This window comes from Kribbella italica, assembly GCF_014205135.1.
In the GTDB taxonomy this organism is placed as follows: Bacteria; Actinomycetota; Actinomycetes; order Propionibacteriales; family Kribbellaceae; genus Kribbella; species Kribbella italica.
The window spans coordinates 645,926-668,962 of record NZ_JACHMY010000001.1 but is presented as its reverse complement, the minus strand read 5'-3'; the positions used below and the strand labels follow the sequence as shown (position 1 = coordinate 668,962).

Sequence of the window (23,037 nt, the reverse complement as noted above, 5' to 3'; positions counted from 1 at the left end):
AAAAGTCTGTAACGGCGACCCCTGTCCACGCGATGCAACGGATGGATGGGGTGGGGGCACGTCATCCAAGGGCAATCAGGGGGGCCTGCATGCCAGGGATTGACCGCTTGCGAGTGCGGCGGAGAGGCGACTCTCCGCCGCGCACGCGGGCTCGACAGGTTGCGTACGCACGTCCACCAGCGTTGTCCGGGGCAACGCTCGACCAGGGGAACAGGTCTTGATGGACGTCGCAGTACTCGTCGTCTTCGCACTCTTCTTCACCGCGCTGGTGGTCGTCACCACCAGCGCGGACGGCCGCCTGCGGGCTTCGGTCCGCCGTCCGCGGCTGTTCCAGCTGGTCGTGTTCGGCGCCGCCGCCGCGACGGTTCCCGTCGACGTGTACGCCGTGGTCTACGGCACCGTCGCCGGCGTACCGGTCGCCGAGGTCGCCGACCGCCTGCTGCTCCTGAACGTCGCCGCCGCGTGCGGCGTCGCGGCCCTGCACGAGTCCCTCCGGGGACGCGCCGTCTCCGCCGCGCTCGACCCGGACGACCCGTCCGCGTCCGAGCAGCCGGTACGGATGGGCGTGCTGGGCTGGACCGGCCCATTGATCGCGCTGGTCGCGGTCACCGCCGTCGTCGCGATCGGATCCCGGGGGAACGGGAACGAGCTCGGCAACGTCGGATCCGTCTGGGCCGTCTACTCGCTGCTCATCTGCGTCATCAGCGCCTACGCGCTGCTGCGCCGCCGGGCGGTGAGTGCGATCGATCCTCAGGAGGGATGAGGATCGTCGCGGGTTCTGCACCGCGGACGGTGGGCCGGTGACTGCGGGAGGGCTGTCACCGGGACTCACACCCCCGTCCACGGTGCAGAACCAACCCGGATGCGCCCGCCCGGTGGTCACCGGGCGGGCTTTGGTGTTCCCCGTCAGGGCTGGAGCCACTCCGGTTCCGGGAGTTGGCGGCGGTCCAGCTTGCCGGCGGCGTCCAGCGGGAGCTCGTCGATCGGGATCAGGTCCGCAGGCACCAAGTAGATCGGAAGCTCCTTGGTCAGCTCGAGCATCAATCGCGCGAGCACCGCCGGGTCCTCGTCGTCCAGGACGACGTACCCGATCAAGCACGTGTCCCCCGCCGGATTGACGCAGGCGACGACGACCGCGTCGATCACGCCGTCGAGGTCGGCGAGGACGTGTTCGGTCTCGCCGGGCTCGACCCGGTGGCCGCGGATCTTGACCTGGTCGTCGACCCGGCCTAGGTAGTCCAGTGTCCCGTCCGGCCGCCAGCGGCCGAGGTCGCGCGTCCGGTACAGCCGGCTCCCCGGCGTCGCCGGATCGGCGACGAACGACGTCATCGTCTCGTCCGGCCGCCCGATGTAGCCCTGGGCAACGGCCACTCCCCCGAGGTGGATCTCGCCGACCGCACCCACCGGCACCGGCCGCAGCGCCTCGTCCAGCAGCCGTACGACGACCCCGTCGATGGGCCGCCCGATCGACGGCCGGTCCTCGGCCGGGTCGACCTGGTGGATCGTCGTCACCACCGACGCCTCGGTCGGCCCGTACTCGTTGTACAGCAGGCATTCCGGATGCGCCGCGAGGAAGTCGCGGATCCCGTGCGTCAGCACCATCGCCTCACCACCGGCGACGATCTCCCGCAGCGCCGGCAGCTCGGGCATCTCGTCCATCGTCGCGAGCAGCGCGGTCAGCGGCGTGAACGTCATGAACAGCCGCTCGATCCCGTACTCGGTGAGCGCGGCAACGACCGCGTCCGGGTCGTACCGGTCGTCCTCGCCGATCAGCACCAGCGCGGCCCCCGACGCGAGCGCGGTGAACATCTCCTGCACGTGCACGTCGAACCCGAACGACGTCCACTGCAGCGTCCGCAGCGACGACCGCGACCGCAGGTAGTGCCGGATCAGGTTGACCGGACCGCGATGCGGAACCGCGACGCCCTTCGGGTTCCCGGTCGAGCCCGACGTGTAGATGCAGTAGGCAACATCATCGGCCGCGGCCTTCACCGGCGGCGCCTGATCGGCCCGTACGTCGTTGTCTCCGGCAACCACCGGGACCAGCCGCAGCCCGAGCCGGTCCGCGAGCGCCGCGTCGTCGCCGACCAGCGCGACCGCGCCGGCGTCGGCCGTCATGAAGGCCCAGCGCGCCTCCGGCACCCCAGGATCCAGCGGCAGGTAAGCAGCCCCGGACTTCAGCACAGCCAGTACGCCGACCACCAGCTCAGCGCCACGAGCAACCCGTACGGCGACCAGTTGGCCGGGCTTCACGCCAAGGTCGACGAGCTGCCAGGCCACGGCGTTCGCGCGGCGATCCAGCTCGGCGTACGAGATCTCGCGCTCGCCGTGAATCAGCGCGATCGCGTCCGGCGTACGGGCGACCTGCTGCTCGAACAGGGTGTGCAGTCCACTCAGCTCACCGCTGACGACCGCGTTGCGGCGAACCCGGCCGACCGGCCCGCTCGCCGGCGCAGCGCCTTCGAGCTCCCGCAGCGCATGGCGATCGGACTCGATCGGCAGCATCAGGTCGGGCAGCGACGCGGCCGGCTGGGCGAGCGCGCGACGCAGCACGGCTTCGAGGTAGTCGAGCAGCCGCTTGATCGTCGACTCGTCGAACAGGCCGGAGCGGTAGTCCGCCGTGCAGGTGATGCCCTGCAGGTGGTTCGCGAGCGTGAGCCTGAGGTCGAGACCGGCAGGCAGCTCGTCGGTGGCCGGTTCGAAGACGACCAGGACCTGGTAGAGCGGGTCCTGCTCGAGTACGGCGAGGTCGGCGCCGGCGTGGTCGAACGCGCCGGTCGTTGCCTCGCGCACCCTTTGGGCCAGCTCGCCGAGGTCCGGTTCGCCGGATAGGTCGATTCTGAGCGGCAGGGGCGTCGGCTCCTGGCTGCGCAGCGCGGCCGCGCCGATGGTGATGTCGTCCTGCGCCGCGAACCGGCCGAGTACCGTGCCGACCGCTGCGAGCATCGTCATCAGCGGGCTGAGCCGGCGCTGCCGGCTGAACGCGAACACGGCCTCGCCGAGCCCGGCGTCCAACTCGTGGACCAGCGCCGCCGTACCGGCCGCTGCTTCGGGGCGAGCCTTGTCCGCCGGGAGCACGAGCGGCTGGGCTCCGCTCAGCGCGGCCTGCCAGTACTGGATCGCGGCCCGCTGGCCGGCGCGCTCGGCCTCGATGGTTGCCGCGTCTGCGGCGGGGTTGCTCTGACCCGTGGCTGCCTGACCCGCTCCGACCTGGCCTGCTCCTGCTCCTGCGTGGCCGGCTCCGCCTTGGCCCGCTCCCGCGCCGGCGTGGCCGGCTCCCGCATGCGGCGTACCGGCCTGGGCTCCCCCGTGCGCCTGCGGTACGTCGCCCAGCAGCGCCAGCTGCTCGTGCATCAGCTTGGTGACACCGTCGACCAGCTGGCTGGCGACACGGAGCTGCTGCGACATCAGCGCAGCCATGCCCGAGCCGGGCAGGTCGGCCTCGCTCGTCGCCGACGCCGCGGCGTCGACCTTCGCGGCCAGCTCCGCCAGGCCGGACCCAAGCACCGCGAGGGCGGCGCGCGAGTTCGGCTCCTCCTTCTTCGGGACCTCCGGCAGCACCCTGATCCGGGCCGGCTTCAGCGTGACCGGCTTGGCCTGTTTCGGCTGCGCGGTGAACGCCGACGGCGGCGTCTTGGCGGCGACCGCCGACGCGAGCTTGTGCGGCGTGATCAGGTCCTCGAACAGCGCCTCGGCCTTCACCTCGACGTCGAACTTGCGCAGCACCTCGTCCAGCACGCGCTGCATCGACGCCGGATCGGCGCCGAGCTCGGCGAACGAGTGGTCGACGGTGACGTCGTACGGGTCGAGTCCGAGCTGCTCGCTGGTCAGGTCGAGCACCAGGTCGAGGGACTCACGGTAGCGCTCGGCAACGACCTCGGGGTCGGCCGCGGCGGCGTACCCGTCCGGCTTCGGGGCGTGGTCGGTGGCCTCGGGCACCTTGATGGTTGCCTCAGGCACCGGTACGACGAGCACGCGGTCGACGTCGTCCGCGGGGATGGCGAACGGCGACTCCTCGGCCGCCTCCGGCTCGGGCGCGATCTCCTCGGTCGCCTTCGCGGCCGGCGGGTCCAGCGGGATCCGCTTCAGCGCGCCGCTCGTCCGCTCGACCGGACGGAGGTCGTCCGCCGGCTCCTCGACCCGCGCGGCCTTCGCCTGCGCCGGCTCCGGCGCGCGAGCGGCGAACAGGTCGACCGGGTAGTGCACCCGCCGGAACGGGTACGTCGGCAGCGGCACCCGGCCGCCGTCGGCGTACACCTTCGCCCAGTTGATCTCGGTCCCCTGCAGGTACAGCTCGGCCAGCCCGTTCATCGTCGCGAGCACCGGGTCCTGCCCGAGCCGCTGCGCGGGGATCCAGGTGCTGTTCGGCGCGATCCGCCGACCGGCCGGTGACAGTACGGCGTCCGGCCCGAGCTCCAGGAACCGGCGGCACCCGGCCGCGGTCAACGCCTCGACCGCGTCGCCGAACAGCACCGGCTGCCGCAACTGGCCGACCAGGTAGTCCTCGTCGAGCTTCGTGCCGCTCTCCAGCAGCTCGCCCGACCACGACGACACCATCGGCGTCCGCAGCGGCCGAAGCTTGACCTTGGCCACGATCTCGGCGAAGTCGGACAGGATCGGGTCGACCAGCGAGCTGTGGAACGCGCGATCGACGTCGAGTCGTTGCCACGACACCTGCAACCGGTCGAGCTGCTCGGCCAGCTGCCCGACGATCACCTCGGACCCGGCCAGCACGAACGACTGCGGACCGTTGCCCGCGGCAACCTCGACGCCAGGGGTCTTGGCCAGCTCGCGCACCCGGTCGGCATCGGCGCGCACGGCAACCATTGCCCCCGGCACCGTTCCGCGCTGCATCAGTTCGCCGCGCTTCGCGGTCAGCCGGACGCCGTCCGCTGTCGACAAAGCGCCCGCGACGCACAGGGCGGCATACTCGCCGACGCTGTGCCCGACCACGAGCGCGGGCCGGACGCCGAACGACTCCCACAGCCTCGCCAGCGCCAGCTCGAACGCGAACAGCGCGGGCTGCGCGGTCTCGGTCGGCCAGACGCCTTCGGTCCCGGTCGCCGGGGTGAGCAGCAGCTCGAGCAGGCTCCCGCCGAACTCCTCGGCGTACACCTTGTCGCACTCGTCGAGCACCGACCGGAACACGGGGAACCGTGCTGCAAGACCTGACGCCATGCCACGTCGCGCGGCACCCTGCCCGGTGAACGCGTACCCAAGCGGGCCGGGCCCGCCGCGCGGAACCTCCGCCGGGATCGCCGATCCGAGCGCCTCCGCGAGCTCCTGCTCCGACGACCCCGCGACGGCGATCCGGTGCCGGTGCGCCGGCCGGCCGAGCGCCGCCGTACCGGCCAGGTCGATCAGCCGGTGACCGGTGCCGGCCTCGAAGTCGGCGCGGTACAGGTCGGCGAGGTCGCTCAGGCCGTGCGGGTCGGGCGCGGACAGCGCCAGGACGACAGGGCCGTCGTCGCCGCGGCGGATCTGGCGCGGCGCCTCTTCGAGGATCACGTGCGCACTGGTGCCCCGGGCATCTATCGCGCTGACGCCCGCGCGCAACGGCGTACTGGACTCCCAGTCGCCGACCTGGGTGCCGATCACGAACGGGCTGCCGGTCAGCTTGAGCTTCACGTTCGGCCGGTCGTAGTTGATCGTCGGGACGAGCGTGCGGTGCTGCAGCATCAGGATCGTCTTGATCAGCCCCGCCATGCCGGCCGCGCTGGCCAGGTGGCCGATGTTCGGCTTGACCGAACCGATCGTGCAGAACCCGACCTTGTCGGTGTGCTTGCGCAAGGCATTGCTCAGGGCAAGGAACTCGGCGGCGTCGGCGTCCGGCGTACCGGACGCGCTGGCCTCGACGTAGCTGATCGAGTCGGCCGGGACGCCGGACTTCTCCAGCGCCCGCTCGACGAGCTCGACCTGGTCGCCTTCACTGACAGCGGATCCACGGATCACGGCGTACACGGTGTCGCCGTCGGCGATCGCCTGGTCGAGCCGCTTCAGGAGCACGGCCGCGACGCCGTTGCCGCCGACGGTCCCGTCGGCGTCGGCGTCGAACGCCCTGAGATGCCCGCTCGGCGAGAGAATCGATCCCGCGCCGGCGTGGTAACCCGTTGCCTGAGGCACATGTACGGCGGCCGCACCGGCCAGCGCGAGGTCGGCGTCGCCGCTCCTCAAGGCCTGGCAGGCCAGGTGTACGGCGACCAACGACGAGGACCACGCAGCCTGTACGCCGATCGCGGGGCCGGTCAGGCCGAGACGGTAGGCCACGCGGGTCGCCAGGTTCTCGCCCGGCTGCGCGCCGTACAAGTTCATGCCGGAGCCCGCGAACACGCCGATCCGGTCGGTCGATCCCGCATGGCCACCGTGCTCGAGCGCCTGCTGACACACCTCGAGGAAGAGCCGCTGCGCCGGGTCCGTCAGCTCGGCTTCCCGCGCGCTGAGCCCGAAGAAGGCGGCATCGAACGACTCGACGTCATCGAGCGCACCACTGACGGCAACCAACTCGTCGTCCCCGAACGCCTCGGCGTCACCCGCACTGCGCAACTCCTCAGGCGAGAACCTGCGCAGACTCTCGACGCCGTTGACGAGGTTGTCCCAGAACTGATCCAGCCCACCGGCGCCCGGCAGCCGCGCCGCGAGCCCGACGACGGCCACGGGCTCTGCTACCTGGCCTGCTGCTGCGCCGCGGCCTGCGTGAGCCGGGGCTTTGGCGGCCGCCTGCGCCAGCTCGACCACCGAGACGTCCCCGGCAACGTCCTCACTCGGACTGGACTCCCGAGTCGGAAGCATCGGCGCCGCAGCTAGGCCCGAAGCCCCAGGTCCGTTGGTGTCCAGCGCTTGCTCGTCCGACTGCCCATCGTCGCCAGAGGCAACTACCTCAGGCCGGTCTCCTTCGCCGGGTGCTTCAGTGCCGTCCAGTCGACCGCGTCGGTCCTCGGGCTCCTCAGCAGCGGTCTCAGCTTCAGCTGCCGCGGGCTCTGTCTGAGTGTCGCCACCGGCCGACGACTCAGCATCGCCGGCCTCGGCCAGGTCACTAGGCATGACGGCTTCACGCAGGTCAGCCGACGTGACCATCTCAGCAGACTCGACAATGTCAGCCGTCGTCGGAGCCTCAACCGGCACCTCATCTGAATCCGTCGAGCCCTCACCTGCCGACGCCACCCCGGCCGAAGCAACCTCGTCGGACACGTCGGTGGACAGCTCCCTCTCCGATGCCCGCGCATCGTCAGCTTCCTGCGCGTCGACCCGCTGCACGTCTCCAACCGAACGCGCCACACCGGCTTCCTGCACACCCTCGGCCGGACGCCGGTCCTCAGCGACCTGTACGCCGTCGGCCTGTCGCACTTCGTCGGCCGAACGCGGGTCATCAGCTTCTTGTACCCCGTCGTCCGGACGTGCGTCGTCTGCCGGGCGGTCGCTCGCGGAGGAACCTTCAGTCGATGCCTCCTCCCCCACGGCCTCCTCGCCCCCAGCTACCCCGGCAGGCGGTTCGTCGGCGGCGGCCGAGGTGAGGCCCTCGGCGGTGTCAATGTCTGTAGGCGCCTCATCATCGAACTGCTCGGCGGCAGGACTTACCTGACCGTCTGCGGCCTCACCCAACGGCTCGTCGCCCGCCGACGATTCGGCGGCAGCCTCGCCAGCACGCGCAGACACCGGCCCGTCGACATCAACTGCCTCGGGCCGCGACTCCTCGCTTCGTCCCGCGCCGGTCTGCGGGGCCTCCCCCTCGATTCGTCCCGCGTCGGTCTGCGCAGCCACAACATCGGCTCGTGCCGCGACGGTCTGCTCGGCATCCGTCTCGCCCGGCGCCTTGTACCCGCCAGCCGATCCGGCAGCAGCCTCGTCAACGCTGGCGGACATCGGTACGTCGACGGCAGCCTCATCAACGCCGGCCGACATCGGTACCTCGGCGTCAACTGCGTCAGGCTCCGGCACATCGGTCGATGCCTTGCCGCTCTGCGTGGAGCCGCTCGGCAGCGCATCAGTCTGCGGCTCGTCGCCGCGGTGGTCTTCGCTACCCGTCGTACCCTGCTGACGAGCCTCGGCGGAGGCCACATCCAAGCCCTCGGCAGACCGGACCGGCTCTACCACGATCGCCGTCGGGGAGGCGCTCCCGGCCGGGAGACCGTCGGTCGACTCTTCCGCCGGTACGACCTCGGTCGGCTCTTCCGCCGGTACGACCTCGGTCGGCTCCTCCGCCGGTACGACGTCGGTTGGCCGTGCCTCGTCGTGGGACTCGTCGCTTGCGGCCTGCGAGGCCGACCCGTCCGCAGTCGCCTCGGCCACAGACTCGTCCGCGTCCGCCGACGGACGAGTTTCGTCGGAAACTTCAGCAGCCGACGCATCCCGCGCAGCACCAACAGCCGACGCAGCCGCACCAACAGGCCGCGCAGTCTCAGCAGCCGACGCAGCCGCGACTGAAGCCACCTCCGCGGAAGGCTCATCGCCGTCCGCGCCCGAGAGCTTCTCGCCGATCTCGGCGGTGGGCTTGACCCCGACCTCGGCGGAAGACTCCGTGCCGACCTCGGTCAAGGGCTTGTCGCCGTCCACGACCGAGGTCTTCTCGCCGACCACGGCGGAGGACTCCTCGCCATCCTCGACCGCGGTGGCGTCGGTCTGCTCGGCTTCGCTGACGGATGCGTCAGCGGACGCAGACGACAGCGCGTCCGCCTCTTCGCCTTCGCTCGCGGACTTGTCGGCGGACGCAGACGAGCGTGTGTCCGCCTGTTCGCCCATGCTGACGGACCTGTCAGCGGGCGGAGAGGAGCGGACGTCGGTGGTCCGAGCGTCAGTGCCCGACTCGTCGGCGGACGCGGTGGAGGCCACGTCGGCCGGTGCTGCCTCGGACGGGATTGGGTCGGCGTCCGAGGCGGGCGGTCCCTCGGACGAGGCGTCCGAGGCGTCCGAGGCGTCCGAGGCGGACGCGGGGGCGCCAGCGGATGCCTCGGCACGGGCTTCTTCGGAGGCCTGCACTCGTGGGAGGACGCTGGTCGGCGCGTCCTCGTCAAGGGATCGGTCAGTGGAGACGGCAGAGGCCGCGTCGGTCGGGGTCGCCTCCGTCGGAAGCCCGGCCGGGTCTGCTGCTGCCGACAGACGGGTGTCCTCGGGCGGTTCAGCCGAGTCCGCCCCGGCGGAGGACTCACCAGTGTCCACGGACGAGACTGCGTCGGACGAGGTCGCGTCCGATGCGAGCGCGTCCTGACTGGCCGATTCCGACGAACGAGCGTTGTCGGACGGTTCAACCGAGTCCACCTCGGCGGAGGAACTGCCCGCGTCCACAGACGAGACTGCGTCCGACGCGAGCACGTCCTGGTCGCCCGATGCCGACGTACCAGCATCACCGGACGCATCAACCGCCTCCGCCTCGGCGGAAGACCTGCCAGTGTCCACGGACGAGACTGCGTCGGACGAGGTCGCGTCCGGCGCGAGCGTGTCCTGACCGGCCGATGCCGGTGCCGATGCCGACGCCGACGCCGACGCCGACGCCGACGCCGACGCCGACGCCGACGTACGAGCTTCGTCTGACGGTTCAGCCGAGTCCACCTCAGCGGACGACTTGCCAGCGTCCACGGACGGGGCTGCATCGGACGAGGTCGCGTCCGGCGCGAGCGCAGCCTGACCGGCCGATGCCGACGTACGGGCGTCGTCGGACGGTTCAGGCGAGTCCGCCTCGGCGGGAGATTTGTCGGCGTCGGCTGGCGAGAGCCCGGCGGCGGCCTGTGTCTCGTCGGCGGACGCGGATGCGAGGGTGTCGGACGGTGGCGCCTCGGGCTGGAGGGCGTGTGCGCTTGCTGCGGTCGGTTCGGGCGGGGAACCGTCGGCGGCTACTGCGGCGGACTTGCGGGGATCGGCGGAGGCATCCGCGGGGATCGGCTCCGGCGAGGTTCCGTCTGCGTTTGTGGTGGTGGTCGCACGAGCGTCGGTGGTGGGCTCGGGGGTGGTGGACGGGACGGCTCCGGCGGGTACTTGGCCGTCGTACGCCGAATCCTCCCGCGGCTCGGAAGCGGCAGCGGAAGGCGACTGCTCCTCGTCCGACTCGGAGGTGTCGCGAGGGTCGACGGCGCGGTTGACTTCGGATGGCGTCTGCGCGTCGGAAGGCGTCTCCGCATCGTCCACGGCGGACGCGGAGTTGTCGCGCGGATCAGCGGCGGGGCCGGCTTCGGAAGGCGCCTGGGCGTCGGCCTCGGCGTACGCGGAGTTGTCGCCCGGATCAGCGGCGAGGCTGGCGTCGGAAGGCGCCTGCTCGTCGGCGTTCTCGCGCGGTTCGTGGGCGTCCGGAGCGACCTCGGCAAGCGGCCCAGTCTCTGTCGAGGACTCGGCGTGTGTCGACGACTCGGCGGGTGCTTTGTCGGACGCGGGGTTCTCGTGCGGCTCACGGGTCGCCGGGTTGGCCTCGGACGAGGGCTCGGACTGTGTCGCGGGCTCGGAACGTGACTCGGCGGGTGCGGGGGTCTCGCGAGGGTCGGCCTGGAAAGGCGCCTCGTTGTCCGTCGGTTCCTCGGACGGCGCCTCGTCGTACTCGGGCGCCTTGTCGTGCTCGGGCTCCTCGTTCGCCTCTTCCTCGTGGCGGTTGGCGCCGAGGGTGGGGCGTTCGGGGGGCTTGGGGATGGAGTCCTTGATCTCTCGGCGCCAGGCGAGGCGGACGACCGGGAGTTCCATGGTGCGTTCGGCGGGGTCTTCTTCGAACGTGGGGAGCTCGGCCGCGCGGTCGAGGGGGTCGATCGTCGGCGCGGTGGAGGGATCAGAGGTATCGGAAGCGCCGGGGGCTCCCGCGATGCCGGGGGCATCATCGGCTCCCGCGACGCCGGGCTCGCCAGAAACACCCTGGAGACCGGGCGCGCGAGAGGCGCCGGCGACACCCGCGACACCGGGCATACCAGAGGCACCCGCGGCTCCGCCTGCATCGGCAACACCGGCACCCGCACCAGCACCTGAGCCACCAACGCCAGGAGCACCACCCACACCCACCCCAGCAGGCCGCAGCGGCCTGGACTGGTCGAAGCTGTTTTCGATCCAACGCTGTTTGAGCAGCGGACGGAGGATCTTGCCGCCAGGTGTCGTCGGGAACTGGTGGCGCGGGACCGCGACGAGTTGGGCCGACAAGGCCAGGCGGTCGAGCAGTGCGGCGCGGATGGCGTCGACGAGGTCGGGGCGGGTGCCCGGGAGGTCGGCGTAGAAGACCATCAGGCGGTCGGTGCCGGTGGTGCTGTCGGCGATGCCGCAGGCGGCGATCAGGCCTTCGGGGGCGCCGGGGACGGCGCCGGCGACGGCTTCGATCTCGTGGGCGTAGTGGTTCTCGCCGTTCAGGACGATGCGTTCGCTGTCGCGGCCGGTGATGACGACCTGACCGCCGGCGATGAACGCCTGGTCGCCGGTCGCGAGCCACTTGCGGGCCGGCCAGTTGCCGACCGGGAAGGCGGCGCGGTCGGCATCCGGGTTGCCGAGGTAGCCGGGGGTGACGCGGGCGGAGGCGACCTGGAGCTGGCCGATCCGGCCCTCGGGCAGGACGGCGCCGTTCGGACCGACGATGCGGACCGTCGTACCGGGGGCCGGTGCGCCGACCGACAGCAGGCTCAGTACGCCGGGAGCGTCGACGCGCGGTTTGCCGGGGCGCGCGACGGCGACCTTTCCCGACGGCGTGTGCTGGTCGACCCATTCGACGACGCCGGTCGGGGGGATGCGGACGCGGTGCACGTTCGGGGTGAGGCCGGGGCGGGCGAAGGTGATGCCGGTGACGGTCTCGGTCATGCCCCAGGCCGCGACGAACGTCTCCGGTACGACGCCGAAGCGGTTGGTCAGGCGGAGGAACTCGCTCATCACCGGCACGGTGATCTGCTCGCCGCCGCTGACCAGGCTGCGTAGCGCCGACAGGTCCCAGTGGCGGTCGGGTTCGCCGGCGATCGCGGTGGTGACGAGGCGGTAGCCGAAGTTCGGGGACCACGAGTGGTTGACCCGGTGCTGGTCCATCAGGTCGAGCCAGCGCAGCGGGTTGGCGACGATCCAGCCGGTGTTGACGTGGATGTTGGTGCAGCCGGTGAAGACGGGGAGCAGGTGGTACAGCAGGAAGGCGCCGCTCTGGTCGAGCGGGAGCCAGTTGAGCGTCACCTGGCCGGGGCGGACCGGCAGCATCGCCGGCGTACCGGCGGCGAACTCGACCAGGCCGCGGTGCGTCAGCTGCGTGAGCTTCGGCGTACCGGTGCTGCTGCCGGACGACATCATCAGGACGGCGACGTCGTCGGCCGCGGGGCGGTGGAAGTCGGACGTCGGTTCGTGGCCGGCGAGGGCGTCGGGGTCGAGGACGGGCAGGCCGAGGTCGTCGGGGAGGTCGCTGGGGCGGCCGATCAGGACGGTCCAGCCGAGCAGGTCGGTGACCTTGCGGAGGCGTTCGCGGCCCTCCTCGGAGCGGTCGCCGGCCGGTGACGGGGAGATCAGGAGCGGGCGGATGCCGCCGAGGGTGCAGGCCCAGAACGCGGCGAAGAAGCCGACGGGTTCGGTGCAGTGCACGACCGCGGGGTCGCCGGCGCGGACACCGTTGGCGCGCAGTCCGGCCAGGATGCGGGCGGCGAGCTCGAGCAGGGTCGGGAAGTCGAGGCGGGTCTCACGGCCGTCGGGGCCGATCTCGACGACGCCGGCGGTACCGAAGTCGCGTGCGGCGCGCAGGAGCGCGCTGGGCAGGTCGCGGGGGTACCCGGCCGGGATCATCAGGGCCGGCCCGGTGCTGATCGCCGGTCGGTCCGCGCCGTTCCTCACCACGCCGTAGCCACCACCAGCTCAGCCTGCTCCGCGGCAGGCCGATCGAAACCATCCAGTACGACGTACGCCTGCCGAACGCAGGCGGTCGGGTGCAGGTCAGGGAAAGCGGTCACCGGGTGGGGTGAGCGGGGTGCAGGCTGGGTACGGCTGTGGACCTCAGCGGCGCCAAGTCGGCGACCCACGGACACGCGCCTCCCCAACTGGACGGAGCCGGGCTCAGGGCAGACCCGTCTCGCTCTCACCGACAGAACAGGCCCCGTAAACGGCCGGGCGGCGGTGCCTCATCGTGCCGACCGACAGCCGTGAACCCTACCAGCCGGTGGGTGGGCTGGAGGAGTCCGTTCCCGGCAGCCGAAGGTTAAGAAATCCGCCGACCGCTGACAGAGAAGACAACGAGCGTCGGGCCGATCGGATACGGGCCGACGGGCACCTGGCGGGATCCCGCCAGGTGGAACGCCACGGCGAGCAGGCGGCCGGGCGAGGACCATCAGGAGAGGGGTGGGTGCTGAGGGGATCGAACCCCCGACATCTTCCTTGTAAGGGAAGCGCTCTACCGCTGAGCTAAGCACCCGGGAGCGACGTACTTTACCCGAGTCCGGGGACCAGTTCCGCCAGCGCCGCGGCGTAGTCGTCGGGGTCCCGCGCGTCCGGTACGTCGTTCACGACCGACCACCGCACGACCCCCGCGGCATCGATCACGAACGTCCCGCGCAGCGCACAACCCCGCGCGGAGTCGAACACCCCGTACGACGAAGCGATCGCCCCGTGCGGCCAGAAGTCGCTCAGCAGAGCGAACTCCAGCCGCGCGGACTCGGCGTACGCGCGCAACGTGAACATCGGGTCGCAGGAGACCCCGACGAAATCCGCCGCGCCGAGCAGGTCGGGCCGGTCCCGCAGCGCCTCCAGCTCGCTCGTGCAGACCCGGCTGAAGGCGTACGGGTAGAACACCACGACCACCGGCCGCCCGCCCCGGAGGGAGCTGAGGCGGAACGGCTCGCCGTGCTGCGTGCGTGCGGTGAAGTCCGGTGCCGCGCTGCCGACCAGGAGGGCGGCAGCGGGGCTCACTTCTTGACTCGCGGCGACTTCGGCATCACCAGTTTGGTGGCGGACCAGTCAGCGGTCACCGTCAGGCTGCTGGTCGTGGACAGTCCGGCGGTCGGTGCTGCCTCGGCGACGTCGGCGGCGTCGACGTAGCCGTCCCGGCCGACCTTCGGCGTCATCAGCCACACCACGCCGCCGGCCTTCAGGTCGGTCAGGACGTCGAACAGCGCGTCGACCAGGTCGCCGTCACCGTCCCGGAACCAGAGCAGCACGACGTCCACGACGTCATCGGTGTCCTCGCCGACGAATTCCTCGCCGGTCGTTTCCTGGATGGCGTCGCGCAGGGCGTCGTCGCAGTCCTCGTCGTAGCCGAGCTCCTGGACGACCCAGCCGCTCTCCAGGCCGAGCCGGCTCGCCATGTTCGGCTCGCCGCTCTTGCCGTCCGCGTGGTCCGCGGTCGCGCTCACGTGTCCTCCTCCGTCGTCCCCGGGGACCGGGGGTAGGCGTCAGTAGCAGTAGTCCATCGTGGCCTACCGCGTCGCGCAAGTATGCACGAGGGTTCCGTGACGTGTCCGGTATCCGCGTGCCGCGGCGGTGGCGTGTCCGCTCCCACCGCCGCCGGGAGCCCGGATCTCGCCCGGGAAGGGACGCGAAGTAGAACGCATTCCGAACAGGTGACAGGATTGCTAGGAGTACCGACTAGTGCTTGGCAGGATCGACTAGACAGAACGGCAGGACACCGTGGCTTCCGGACACGAACCACCAGCCATCATCACCGAGGGGATGCCGACCCAGCTCCCCGACATCGACCCCGACGAAACTCGTGAGTGGGTCGAGTCGCTCGACGCCGTGCTGGACGAGCGTGGCAAGGCGCGAGCGCGCTACCTGATGCTCAAGCTGATCGAGCGGGCCCGGGAGCGGCAGGTCGGCGTACCTGCGCTGCGGAGCACCGACTACATCAACTCGATCCCGCCCGAGCGCGAGCCGTGGTTCCCCGGTGACGAGCACATCGAGCGGCGGATCCGGGCCTTCATCCGGTGGAACGCCGCGGTGATGGTGAGCAAGGCCAACCGCAAGGGCCTCGAGGTCGGCGGCCACATCGCCACCTACCAGTCCGCGGCCAGCCTGTACGAGGTCGGTTTCAACCACTTCTTCCGCGGCAAGGACGATCCGGGCGGTGGCGACCAGATCTTCATCCAGGGGCACGCCTCCCCGGGCATCTACGCGCGCGCGTTCCTCGAGGGCCGGCTCAGCGCCGACCAGCTGGACGGGTTCCGCCAGGAGGTCTCCCGCGGTCCGCACCAGGGCCTGTCGTCGTACCCGCACCCGCGGTTGATGCCGGACTTCTGGGAGTACCCGACGGTCTCGATGGGTCTGGCGGCGCTGGACTCGATCTACCAGGCCCGGTTCAACCGGTACCTGCACAACCGCGGCATCAAGGACACCAGCGACCAGCACGTCTGGACGTTCCTGGGCGACGGCGAGATGGGTGAGCCGGAGTCGCTCGGCGCGATCGGCCTGGCCGCCCGCGAGGAGCTCGACAACCTCACCTTCGTGATCAACTGCAACCTGCAGCAGCTGGACGGACCGGTCCGCGGCAACGGCAAGGTCATCCAGGAGCTGGAGGCGTTCTTCCGCGGCGCCGGCTGGAACGTCATCAAGGTGATCTGGGGCCGTGAGTGGGACGCGCTGCTCGCGCAGGACCACGACGGCGCGCTGGTGAACAAGATGAACACCACCCCGGACGGCCAGTTCCAGACCTACTCGGTCGAGTCCGGCGAGTACATCCGCAACAACTTCTTCGGCGGCGACCAGCGGCTGCGGCAGATGGTCAGCAACCTGTCCGACGAGGACCTGCGCAAGCTGCCCCGCGGCGGTCACGACTACCGCAAGGTGTACGCCGCGTTCAAGAGCGCCAAGGAGCACGTCGGGCAGCCGACCGTCATCCTGGCCCAGACCATCAAGGGCTGGACGATCGAGGCGCTGGAGGGCCGCAACGCGACCCACCAGATGAAGAAGCTGACCTCGGACGACCTGAAGCTGTTCCGCGACCGGCTCTACCTGCCGATCGAGGACAAGGACCTCGAGGACGCCTACAACCCGCCGTACTTCCACCCCGGCACGGACTCGCCGGAGTACCAGTACATGATGGAGCGCCGGCGTCAGCTCGGCGGCTTCCTGCCCGAGCGGCGGGTGGCCCCGAAGACGACGCTGAAGCTGCCGGGCGAGAAGGTCTACGCGCCGCTCAGCAAGGGCAACGAGAAGACCCCGGTGGCCACCACGATGGCGCTGGTCCGGCTGTTCCGCGACCTGATGAAGGACCCGGAGATCGGCGACCGGATCGTCCCGATCGCCCCGGACGAGTACCGCACGTTCGGTATGGACTCGATGTTCCCGACGGCGAAGATCTACTCGCCGCACGGGCAGACCTACGAGTCGGTCGACCGCGCGCTGCTGCTGTCGTACAAGGAGTCGGCCCAGGGCCAGCTGCTGCACGAGGGCATCAGCGAGGCCGGCGCGATGGGCTCGATGATCGCGGCGGCGACGGCGTACGCGACGCACGGCGAGCCGATGATCCCGTTCTACATCTTCTACTCGATGTTCGGGTTCCAGCGCACCGGCGACTCGCTCTGGGCGCTCGGCGACCAGCTCGGGCGCGGCTTCCTGGTCGGCGCGACGGCAGGCCGTACGACGCTGACCGGCGAGGGCCTGCAGCACGCGGACGGGCACTCCCCGCTGCTCGCCTCGACGAACCCGGCGGCCGTGCACTACGACCCCGGTTTCGCCTACGAGGTCGCGCACATCGTCAAGGACGGGCTGCGCCGGATGTACGGCTACGGCCTGGACAAGGACAAGCCGTACGGCGAGGACGTCTTCTACTACCTGACCGTCTACAACGAGCCGGTCGCGCAGCCGGCCGAGCCGGAGAACCTCGACGTCGCGGCGCTGCTCAAGGGCATGTACCGCTTCAACGAAGGTCAGGCCGAGGCCGACGCGCCGCGGGTCCAGCTGCTCGGCTCCGGCGTGGCGCTGCCGTGGGTCCGCAAGGCCCAGCAGATCCTCGCCGAGGAGTACTCGGTGGCCGCCGACGTCTGGTCGGTGACCTCGTGGAACGAGCTGCGCCGGGACGCGATCGCGGCCGAGGAGCACAACCTGCTGCACCCGGACGAGGACGAGCGGGTTCCGTTCGTCACCGAGCAGCTCAAGGACACCAAGGGCCCGGTCGTTGCCGTCAGCGACTTCATGCGCTCGGTGCAGGACCAGATCTCCCGCTGGGTCCCGAACGACTACACCTCGCTCGGCACCGACGGCTGGGGCCTGGCCGACACCCGCGCGGCCGCGCGCCGGCACTTCCACGTCGACGCCGAGTCGATCGTGGTCGCCACGCTGGAGATCCTGGCCAAGCGCGGTGACGTCAAGCGCGAGGTGGCCGCCGAGGCCGCCCGCAAGTACCGCATCGACGACCCGACCGCGGTCGCCGGCGTGAAGCAGGAGGGCGCCGGCGCCTGATCCGGTCGCCTGGTCGTGAGGGCCGTCCACCTTCGGGTGGGCGGCCCTTCGCCTGTGGAAGACCTGATGAGGGATGGGTCCGGGGCCCTCTAGCCTTGGGCGCATGCCTGAGCTGATCCAGCCGACCGTGGACCTGCGGGACTCCTGGCTGGAGTCCTCGCTGGAGTGGGGATCCGAGTCTCAGCACGGATCAGGGCTGCACGAGTCCGACGACGTGGGCAGCGTCGAGGGGTTCGCCGCCTGGGTCGGCCGGCTGGCCGGCGAGGGCGACGAGACGCGAGAGCTCGCGCCGGGGCGCGTGCCGGCGGCGTACTGGTGGATCGTTGACGACGGCAAGTACGCCGGCGCGATCACCTTGCGGTACCGGCTGAACGACAAACTGCTCGACGGCGGCGGGCACATCGGGTACGGCGTACGGCCGTCCGCGCGCCGGCGTGGGCTGGCGTCGTGGGCGCTCGGCGCGGTGCTCGACCGTGCGCGGGAGCGCGGGCTGGAGCGGGTGCTGGTGACCTGCGACGACGACAACGCGCCGTCCGCGTGCACGATCGAGCGCCACGGCGGCGTACTGGAGGACGTCCGGGAGACCTGGCTGGGGCTGACGCGGCGGTACTGGATCGCGCTCTGACGGGCCCCGGATCGCTCAAGGCGGCGTCGACCGACTACCGTCGAGACGGTCTGTTGACGATCTACGGGGAGTAGTCGAGCGTGTCGCAAACGCAACCGGACGCCGAGCGGGAGAAGACGTTCTTCGGGCATCCACGAGGCCTGATGACGCTGTTCACCACCGAGTTGTGGGAGCGGTTCAGCTACTACGGGATGCGCGCCATCCTGCTGCTCTACCTGACCGACCAGGCGCACGGGCTCGGTCTCGGGCAGTCGCTCGGCGAGGCGGTCGTCTCGATCTACGGCGCGTCGGTCTACCTGCTGTCGGTGCTCGGCGGCTGGTTCGCCGACCGCGTCTTCGGCGCCCGGCGTACCGTCCTGTACGGCGGTGCGGTGATCGTGTCGGGCCACATCCTGCTCGCCGTACCGGTCGAGGGCCTTGCCTACGCCGGGATCGCGCTCGTTGCCCTCGGCACCGGCCTGCTGAAGCCGAACGTGTCGACGATGGTCGGCACGCTGTACGCCGACGGCGACGAGCGCCGCGACTCGGCGTTCTCGATCTTCTACATGGGCATCAACATCGGCTCGTTCAGCGCGCCGTTCGTGGTCGGGTTCCTGCGCCGCGAGTTCGGCTTCCACGTCGCGTTCGCGGCGGCCGCGGTCGGGATGACGCTGGCGCTGGTCGCCTACGTGCTCGGCCGGCGCACCCTGCACGGCCGCGGTGACGCCCCGCCGAACCCGCTGACCGCCGAGGACCGGCCGACGATGCTGAAGATCAGCGGCGCGGTGCTCGCGCTGCTGGTGGTCGTGTTCGGGGTGTCGGCCTGGATCTCCGGCGGGGTCGGGCCGAAGCCGGTCGTCGACGCGATCTCGTACCTGTGCTTCCTGGCGCCGATCGCGTACTTCACGATGCTGCTGCGCAGCCCGCTGGTGACGCCGACCGAGAAGCAGCAGGTCAGGGCGTACATCCCGCTGTTCGTCGCGGCGATGCTGTTCTTCATGCTGTTCGAGCAGGCCGCGACGACGCTGACCACGTTCGCCGCCGACCGGACGTCGCTGGAGCTGGTCGGGATCTCGCTCTCGCCGGAGTTCTTCCAGTCGGTCAACCCGTTCTCGATCATCGTGCTGGCGCCGGTGTTCGCGGTGGTCTGGATCAAGCTCGGCGACCGCGGGCCGGGGATCGGGCAGAAGTTCGCGACCGGGCTGCTGCTGGCGGGGATCTCGTTCGCGATCATGGCCGTGGCCTCGGCGGTGACCGGCGATGGTCTCGCCTCGCCGCTGTGGCTGGTGCTCGTGTACGTCGTACAGACGCTCGGTGAGTTGTTCTTGTCGCCGGTTGGTCTGGCCGCGACGACGGTACTGGCGCCGAAGGCGTTCCTGAGTCAGATGATGGCGCTGTGGTTCCTCGCGCCGGCGGCCGGGCAGGCGATCACCGCGCAGCTCGTGCAGGCCACCGAGGGCGCGTCGGACACGGCGTACTTCGGTGGGCTGGCGGTGGTGACGATCGTCTTCGCGCTGGCGCTGTACTTCCTGTCGCCGTGGATCCGGCGGCACGCCCGGCGCTGAATTTCCCCCGTGCGGGGGAGCCGAATCCCTCGTGTGGGTGAGGTTTTCGGGGCTTTTGCCTTGCAAGCTTGAGGGCATGACCGAGAGACCTGTACCGCGGTGGGCCGAGTGGCTGGCGCACGCGATTCCGTTCATGGTGCTGCCGTCCGGCCTGTGGCGGCTGGGGCTGGTGGCCGGGTCGTCGATGGGCATGCTGGACGACGCCGGGCGGCCGGTGACGCTGCACGGTCCCGGCGAGCACATCTACATCGTGTGCTTGACGCTGTTCTCCGAGGCGGTCGCGTTGACGGCGTTCGGGATGGTGCGGCGGTGGGGTGAGGTGGTGCCTGCGTGGATCCCGTGGATCGGCGGGCGGCGGGTGGCGCCGTACGCGGCGATCGTGCCGGCGACGCTGGGGAGCCTGGCCCTGATCGCGATCTGGACGTACGGGTTCCGCGACGCGTTCACCGCGCAGTGGCTGCCGTTCAGCAGCGACGGCGCGGCGGTGCTGATGGTCGCCTGCTACGCGCCGCTGAACCTGTGGGGCCCTGCGCTGCTGGTGCTGACGTGGGCGTACTACCGGCGCCGCGTGAGCGGTGTCCGGCGGGAAAGCGTGCTGGTCGCATGAGGCCGCACGGGATCGGCCCTTCGCGGGAGACTGCGTCGCGCCTCTCCCCGCCCTGGGAGGGATCCTGGGCGGGGAGCACGGTCTGCGTGAGGTCAGCGGGAGCGTGGCCTCGGCTTCAGGCGGGTGCCGGGCAGCGGCGGGGCCGGGAGCGGGTCGCCGTCGTAGCCGGGGACGGCCGGGAAGCGGGCCGAGCCGTGCGCGTCGACCGACGCCATCCAGTCGTTGCGAGCGGCAACGACCTCCTCGTGCGAGCGGCCGATGAAGTTCCACCACATCACCAGCTGTTCCTCGAACGGCTCACCCCCGAGCAGCAGGAATCGGGCGCCGTCGGGCCCAGCGGTCAGCTCGATCGTTCGGCGTCCGGTGCCGAAGTACGCCATCTCGCCGAACGCCGGCGCGACCTCTCCGGCGTCGACCGAGCCGTCGACCACCAGGACGGCGTACTCGAACTCGGACGTCAGCGGCACCTCGACGGTCCGCCCGGGCTCGATCGTGAAATCGGCGCCGACCAGCGGCGTGTACGCCGGAGCCGGCGACGTGACGCCGCCGACCGTGCCGATCATCACCTTCGCGCGGGCACCGTCGAGCTCGAGCACCGGCAGGTCGGCGTACGCGTTGAAGGTCGGCGTCACGGTGTTGCGCGCGGACTCGGGCAGGGCGACCCACAGTTGCGCGCCGTGCAGCGTTGGAGGTGCCGAGGGCAACGAGATCTCCGAGTGCGCGATGCCCGGGCCAGACGTCATGATGTTGAGCTCGCCCGGGCGGACCATCGCGTGCGAGCCGGCCGAGTCGCGGTGCTCGATCTCGCCCTCGAACAGCCAGCTCACCGTCTGCAGGCTGGTGTGCGGGTGCGGCGGCACGCGCATGCCCTGCTCCCCCGGCCCGTCGTACGAGTCGACCCGCTGGGTCAGGTCGTCGGGCCCGTAGTGGTCGGCGAAGCACCACGCGCCGACCATCCGGCGGTTCTTGTTCGGCAGCAGCCGACGGACCTTCGTGGTCCGGCCGAGCACCACCTGCCGCGGCTCCAGCAACTCCTGCACCGGCCCCTCGGCGCCGGTCCCGTCACAGACGACCTCGGCCGGGTCCTTCTCCAAGTCGCTCATGGGACGAGTATGGACTCCGGCCCCTGATGCGTGGTCGGGTAGGCAGGACCCGACCACTGGAGGCTCGCCGTGCACGACGTTCTCGATCTTCGCGACCTGGTCCCGGACGAGGCGGAGCAGCTGGAGAGTTCCGGGTACGCCGTCGGCGACCTGCACGCCCGCGCCCGCATCGCCGCGGCCGCCGGTGACCTGACGCAGCTGGCCGACATCGAGTCCGCGCTGGCCGCACTACGCCGAGACCCCGACTGGCCGTACGACGAGCCCTCAGCTGTCTCCCAAGTGGCGGAGGCGCCAGGTCCCGCGCAAACGAGTGATGACCTGGCCGACCGCATCCGAGGCGCCTGGCTCGGCCGCTGCGTCGGCAACACCATGGGCAAGCCCGTCGAAGGCCTCAGCCGCGCCGACGTACGGACCTATCTGGAAGCAGCCGACGACTGGCCGTTGAGCGGCTTCGTCCCGTACGTCGCGACGCCGCCGCCCGGCATCACCTTGCACCCGTCAGCCGCCGAGGCGTCGGCCGGCCGGTTCGACGCCGTACCGCGCGACGACGACCTCGACTGGACGATGCTCGGGCTGCACCTGCTGGAGACGTACGGCCGCGAGCTGCGCACGGAGGACGTCGCCCGCGAGTGGCTCGACCGGATGCCGTTCACGCAGACGTACACCGCCGAGCGCGCGGCGTACCGCAATCTCGTCCACGGCCTGCGCCCGCCGGACACGGCCACCACCCGCAACCCGTACCGCGAGTGGATCGGCGCCCTCATCCGCGTCGACGCCTACGGCTACGCGAGCCCCGGCAACCCCGCGGAAGCCGCCCGCCTCGCGCTGGTCGACGCCAGCCTGTCCCACACAGCCAACGGCCTGTACGGCGCGCAGTGGGCCGCCGCCCTCGTCGCCCAAGCCCTCGTCGCCACCACTCCCGCCGAAGCACTCCGCACAGCCCTCACCGTCGTCCCACCCCGCTCCCGCCTCGCCGACAGCCAACGCTGCCTCCTCGACCTCCACGAGCAGGACGCCACGGCCGAGGAAGCTCTCGACTGGATCGACGAAACGCTGGCCTACAACTGGGTCCACACCCTCAACAACGCCGCCATCATCACCACCGCCCTCCTCTGGGGCCACGACGACTACGTCCGCACCCTCGCCCTCTCCGTAGGCGCCGGCCGAGACACCGACTCCACCAGCGCCACCGTAGGCAGCGTCTTCGGCGCCCTCCACGGTGCGGCCTCGATCCCCCCGGCTTTGGCGAACGCCGGCAACGGCACGGTCCGCTCAGCAGTCCGAGGCTTCGACCGCATCACTATCGACGAACTCGTCACCCGGACGACAGCTCTCCATCACTAGCCGGCCTCGCCCTCGCCCGCACGCCAAAGCGCTCCCGCACACCAGCGCCGCCTTTACTGGCCCGGTCGTCCGCGCTGTTCGAGCCGCTGCACAGGCGGATCGCGCCACGCGGCCGGGGCCCGGGCTGGGCCTGGGGTCGGGACGGGGCCTGGGGGCCGGGGCCGGCAGATCCTGGTCGACTACCCCGGGCGCGCCCAACGCCAGTCATCCGACACATCCCCCAAACCAGCCGTGGTTGCGGGAGCCGGGCGGCTGCCGTCCGCGGTGTGCGAGCTGCGGCCTGCAGGTCGCGCCCTCCACCGTCATCCCACACGCCCCCAAGCCCACCATGGGTGCGGGAGCCGAGCGGCTGGCGCCCGCCGTACGCGTACTGCGGGAGCCGGACGGCCGGCGCCCGCTGTGCGCGTGCCGCGGCCTGCGAGTCGCCCCTCCACCGTCACCCCGCACACGCCCCAAAGCCCACCCGTGACGGCGGGAGCCGGGCTGCTGCCGCCCGCCGCCCGCCGTGCG

Annotated in this window: 10 protein-coding genes and 1 tRNA gene; 6 read left to right on the top strand and 5 right to left on the bottom strand. The window is 71.1% G+C overall.

Translation table 11 applies throughout. The features are described 5' to 3' along the window. Positions 1–220 precede the first annotated feature (220 nt). Positions 221–763 carry a hypothetical protein gene (locus tag HDA39_RS03260; RefSeq protein WP_184793759.1) on the top strand — a complete coding sequence of 181 codons (543 nt, stop codon included), beginning with the start codon at positions 221–223 and terminating at the stop codon, positions 761–763. A 143-nt stretch (positions 764–906) separates the two neighbouring features. Here HDA39_RS03260 and HDA39_RS03255 read toward each other — a convergent pair whose 3' ends face one another. From HDA39_RS03255 to HDA39_RS03240, 4 genes are all read right to left on the bottom strand, one after another. Further along, positions 907–12,753: a non-ribosomal peptide synthetase/type I polyketide synthase gene (locus HDA39_RS03255; protein WP_184793758.1), complete on the bottom strand. Its 11,847-nt coding sequence runs from the start codon at positions 12,751–12,753 to the stop codon at positions 907–909. 499 nt (positions 12,754–13,252) lie between these two features. Continuing rightward, a tRNA-Val gene (locus tag HDA39_RS03250) sits at positions 13,253–13,324 on the bottom strand. 14 nt (positions 13,325–13,338) lie between these two features. Beyond that, the gene (locus HDA39_RS03245) at positions 13,339–13,818 is read right to left on the bottom strand and encodes a redoxin domain-containing protein (RefSeq protein WP_184793757.1); all 480 of its coding nucleotides are present in this window, start codon (positions 13,816–13,818) and stop codon (positions 13,339–13,341) included. Beyond that, complete coding sequence (locus HDA39_RS03240; RefSeq protein WP_184793756.1) at positions 13,815–14,261, bottom strand: DUF3052 family protein; 447 nt, start codon at positions 14,259–14,261, stop codon at positions 13,815–13,817. The genes HDA39_RS03245 and HDA39_RS03240 overlap by 4 nt, the downstream gene beginning before the upstream one ends. Positions 14,262–14,577: 316 nt before the next feature. On the opposite strand from HDA39_RS03240, the gene aceE reads away from it, so the two are divergent. The 4 genes from aceE to HDA39_RS03220 all read left to right on the top strand — a co-directional run bounded on the left by aceE (position 14,578) and on the right by HDA39_RS03220 (position 20,080). After that, positions 14,578–17,304 carry a pyruvate dehydrogenase (acetyl-transferring), homodimeric type gene (gene aceE / locus HDA39_RS03235; protein WP_202893373.1) on the top strand — a complete coding sequence of 909 codons (2,727 nt, stop codon included), beginning with the start codon at positions 14,578–14,580 and terminating at the stop codon, positions 17,302–17,304. A gap of 103 nt (positions 17,305–17,407) precedes the next feature. After that, entirely contained in the window at positions 17,408–17,929 is a 522-nt protein-coding gene (locus tag HDA39_RS03230) for a GNAT family N-acetyltransferase (protein ID WP_184793754.1), read from the top strand. A gap of 80 nt (positions 17,930–18,009) precedes the next feature. Further along, on the top strand, positions 18,010–19,473 hold the full coding sequence (locus tag HDA39_RS03225; protein WP_184793753.1) for an oligopeptide:H+ symporter: 1,464 nt from the start codon (positions 18,010–18,012) through the stop codon (positions 19,471–19,473). A 76-nt stretch (positions 19,474–19,549) separates the two neighbouring features. Further along, entirely contained in the window at positions 19,550–20,080 is a 531-nt protein-coding gene (locus HDA39_RS03220; protein ID WP_184793752.1) for a hypothetical protein, read from the top strand. Positions 20,081–20,172: 92 nt separating this feature from the next. On the opposite strand, the gene HDA39_RS03215 is transcribed toward HDA39_RS03220, so the two are convergent. After that, a complete protein-coding gene (locus HDA39_RS03215) occupies positions 20,173–21,183 on the bottom strand; it encodes a pirin family protein (protein WP_184793751.1) in 1,011 nt (336 codons plus the stop codon). Positions 21,184–21,252: 69 nt separating this feature from the next. On the opposite strand from HDA39_RS03215, the gene HDA39_RS03210 reads away from it, so the two are divergent. Beyond that, the gene (locus HDA39_RS03210; protein ID WP_184793750.1) at positions 21,253–22,527 is read left to right on the top strand and encodes an ADP-ribosylglycohydrolase family protein; all 1,275 of its coding nucleotides are present in this window, start codon (positions 21,253–21,255) and stop codon (positions 22,525–22,527) included. Positions 22,528–23,037 lie beyond the last annotated feature (510 nt).

Coding starts and splice junctions, on each gene's coding strand:
- HDA39_RS03220 (WP_184793752.1), top strand. CDS start 19,550: ATGACCGAGAGACCTGTACCGCGGTGGGCCGAGTGGCTGGCGCACGCG.
- aceE (WP_202893373.1), top strand. CDS start 14,578: ATGCCGACCCAGCTCCCCGACATCGACCCCGACGAAACTCGTGAGTGG.
- HDA39_RS03215 (WP_184793751.1), bottom strand. CDS start 21,183: ATGAGCGACTTGGAGAAGGACCCGGCCGAGGTCGTCTGTGACGGGACC.
- HDA39_RS03230 (WP_184793754.1), top strand. CDS start 17,408: ATGCCTGAGCTGATCCAGCCGACCGTGGACCTGCGGGACTCCTGGCTG.
- HDA39_RS03260 (WP_184793759.1), top strand. CDS start 221: ATGGACGTCGCAGTACTCGTCGTCTTCGCACTCTTCTTCACCGCGCTG.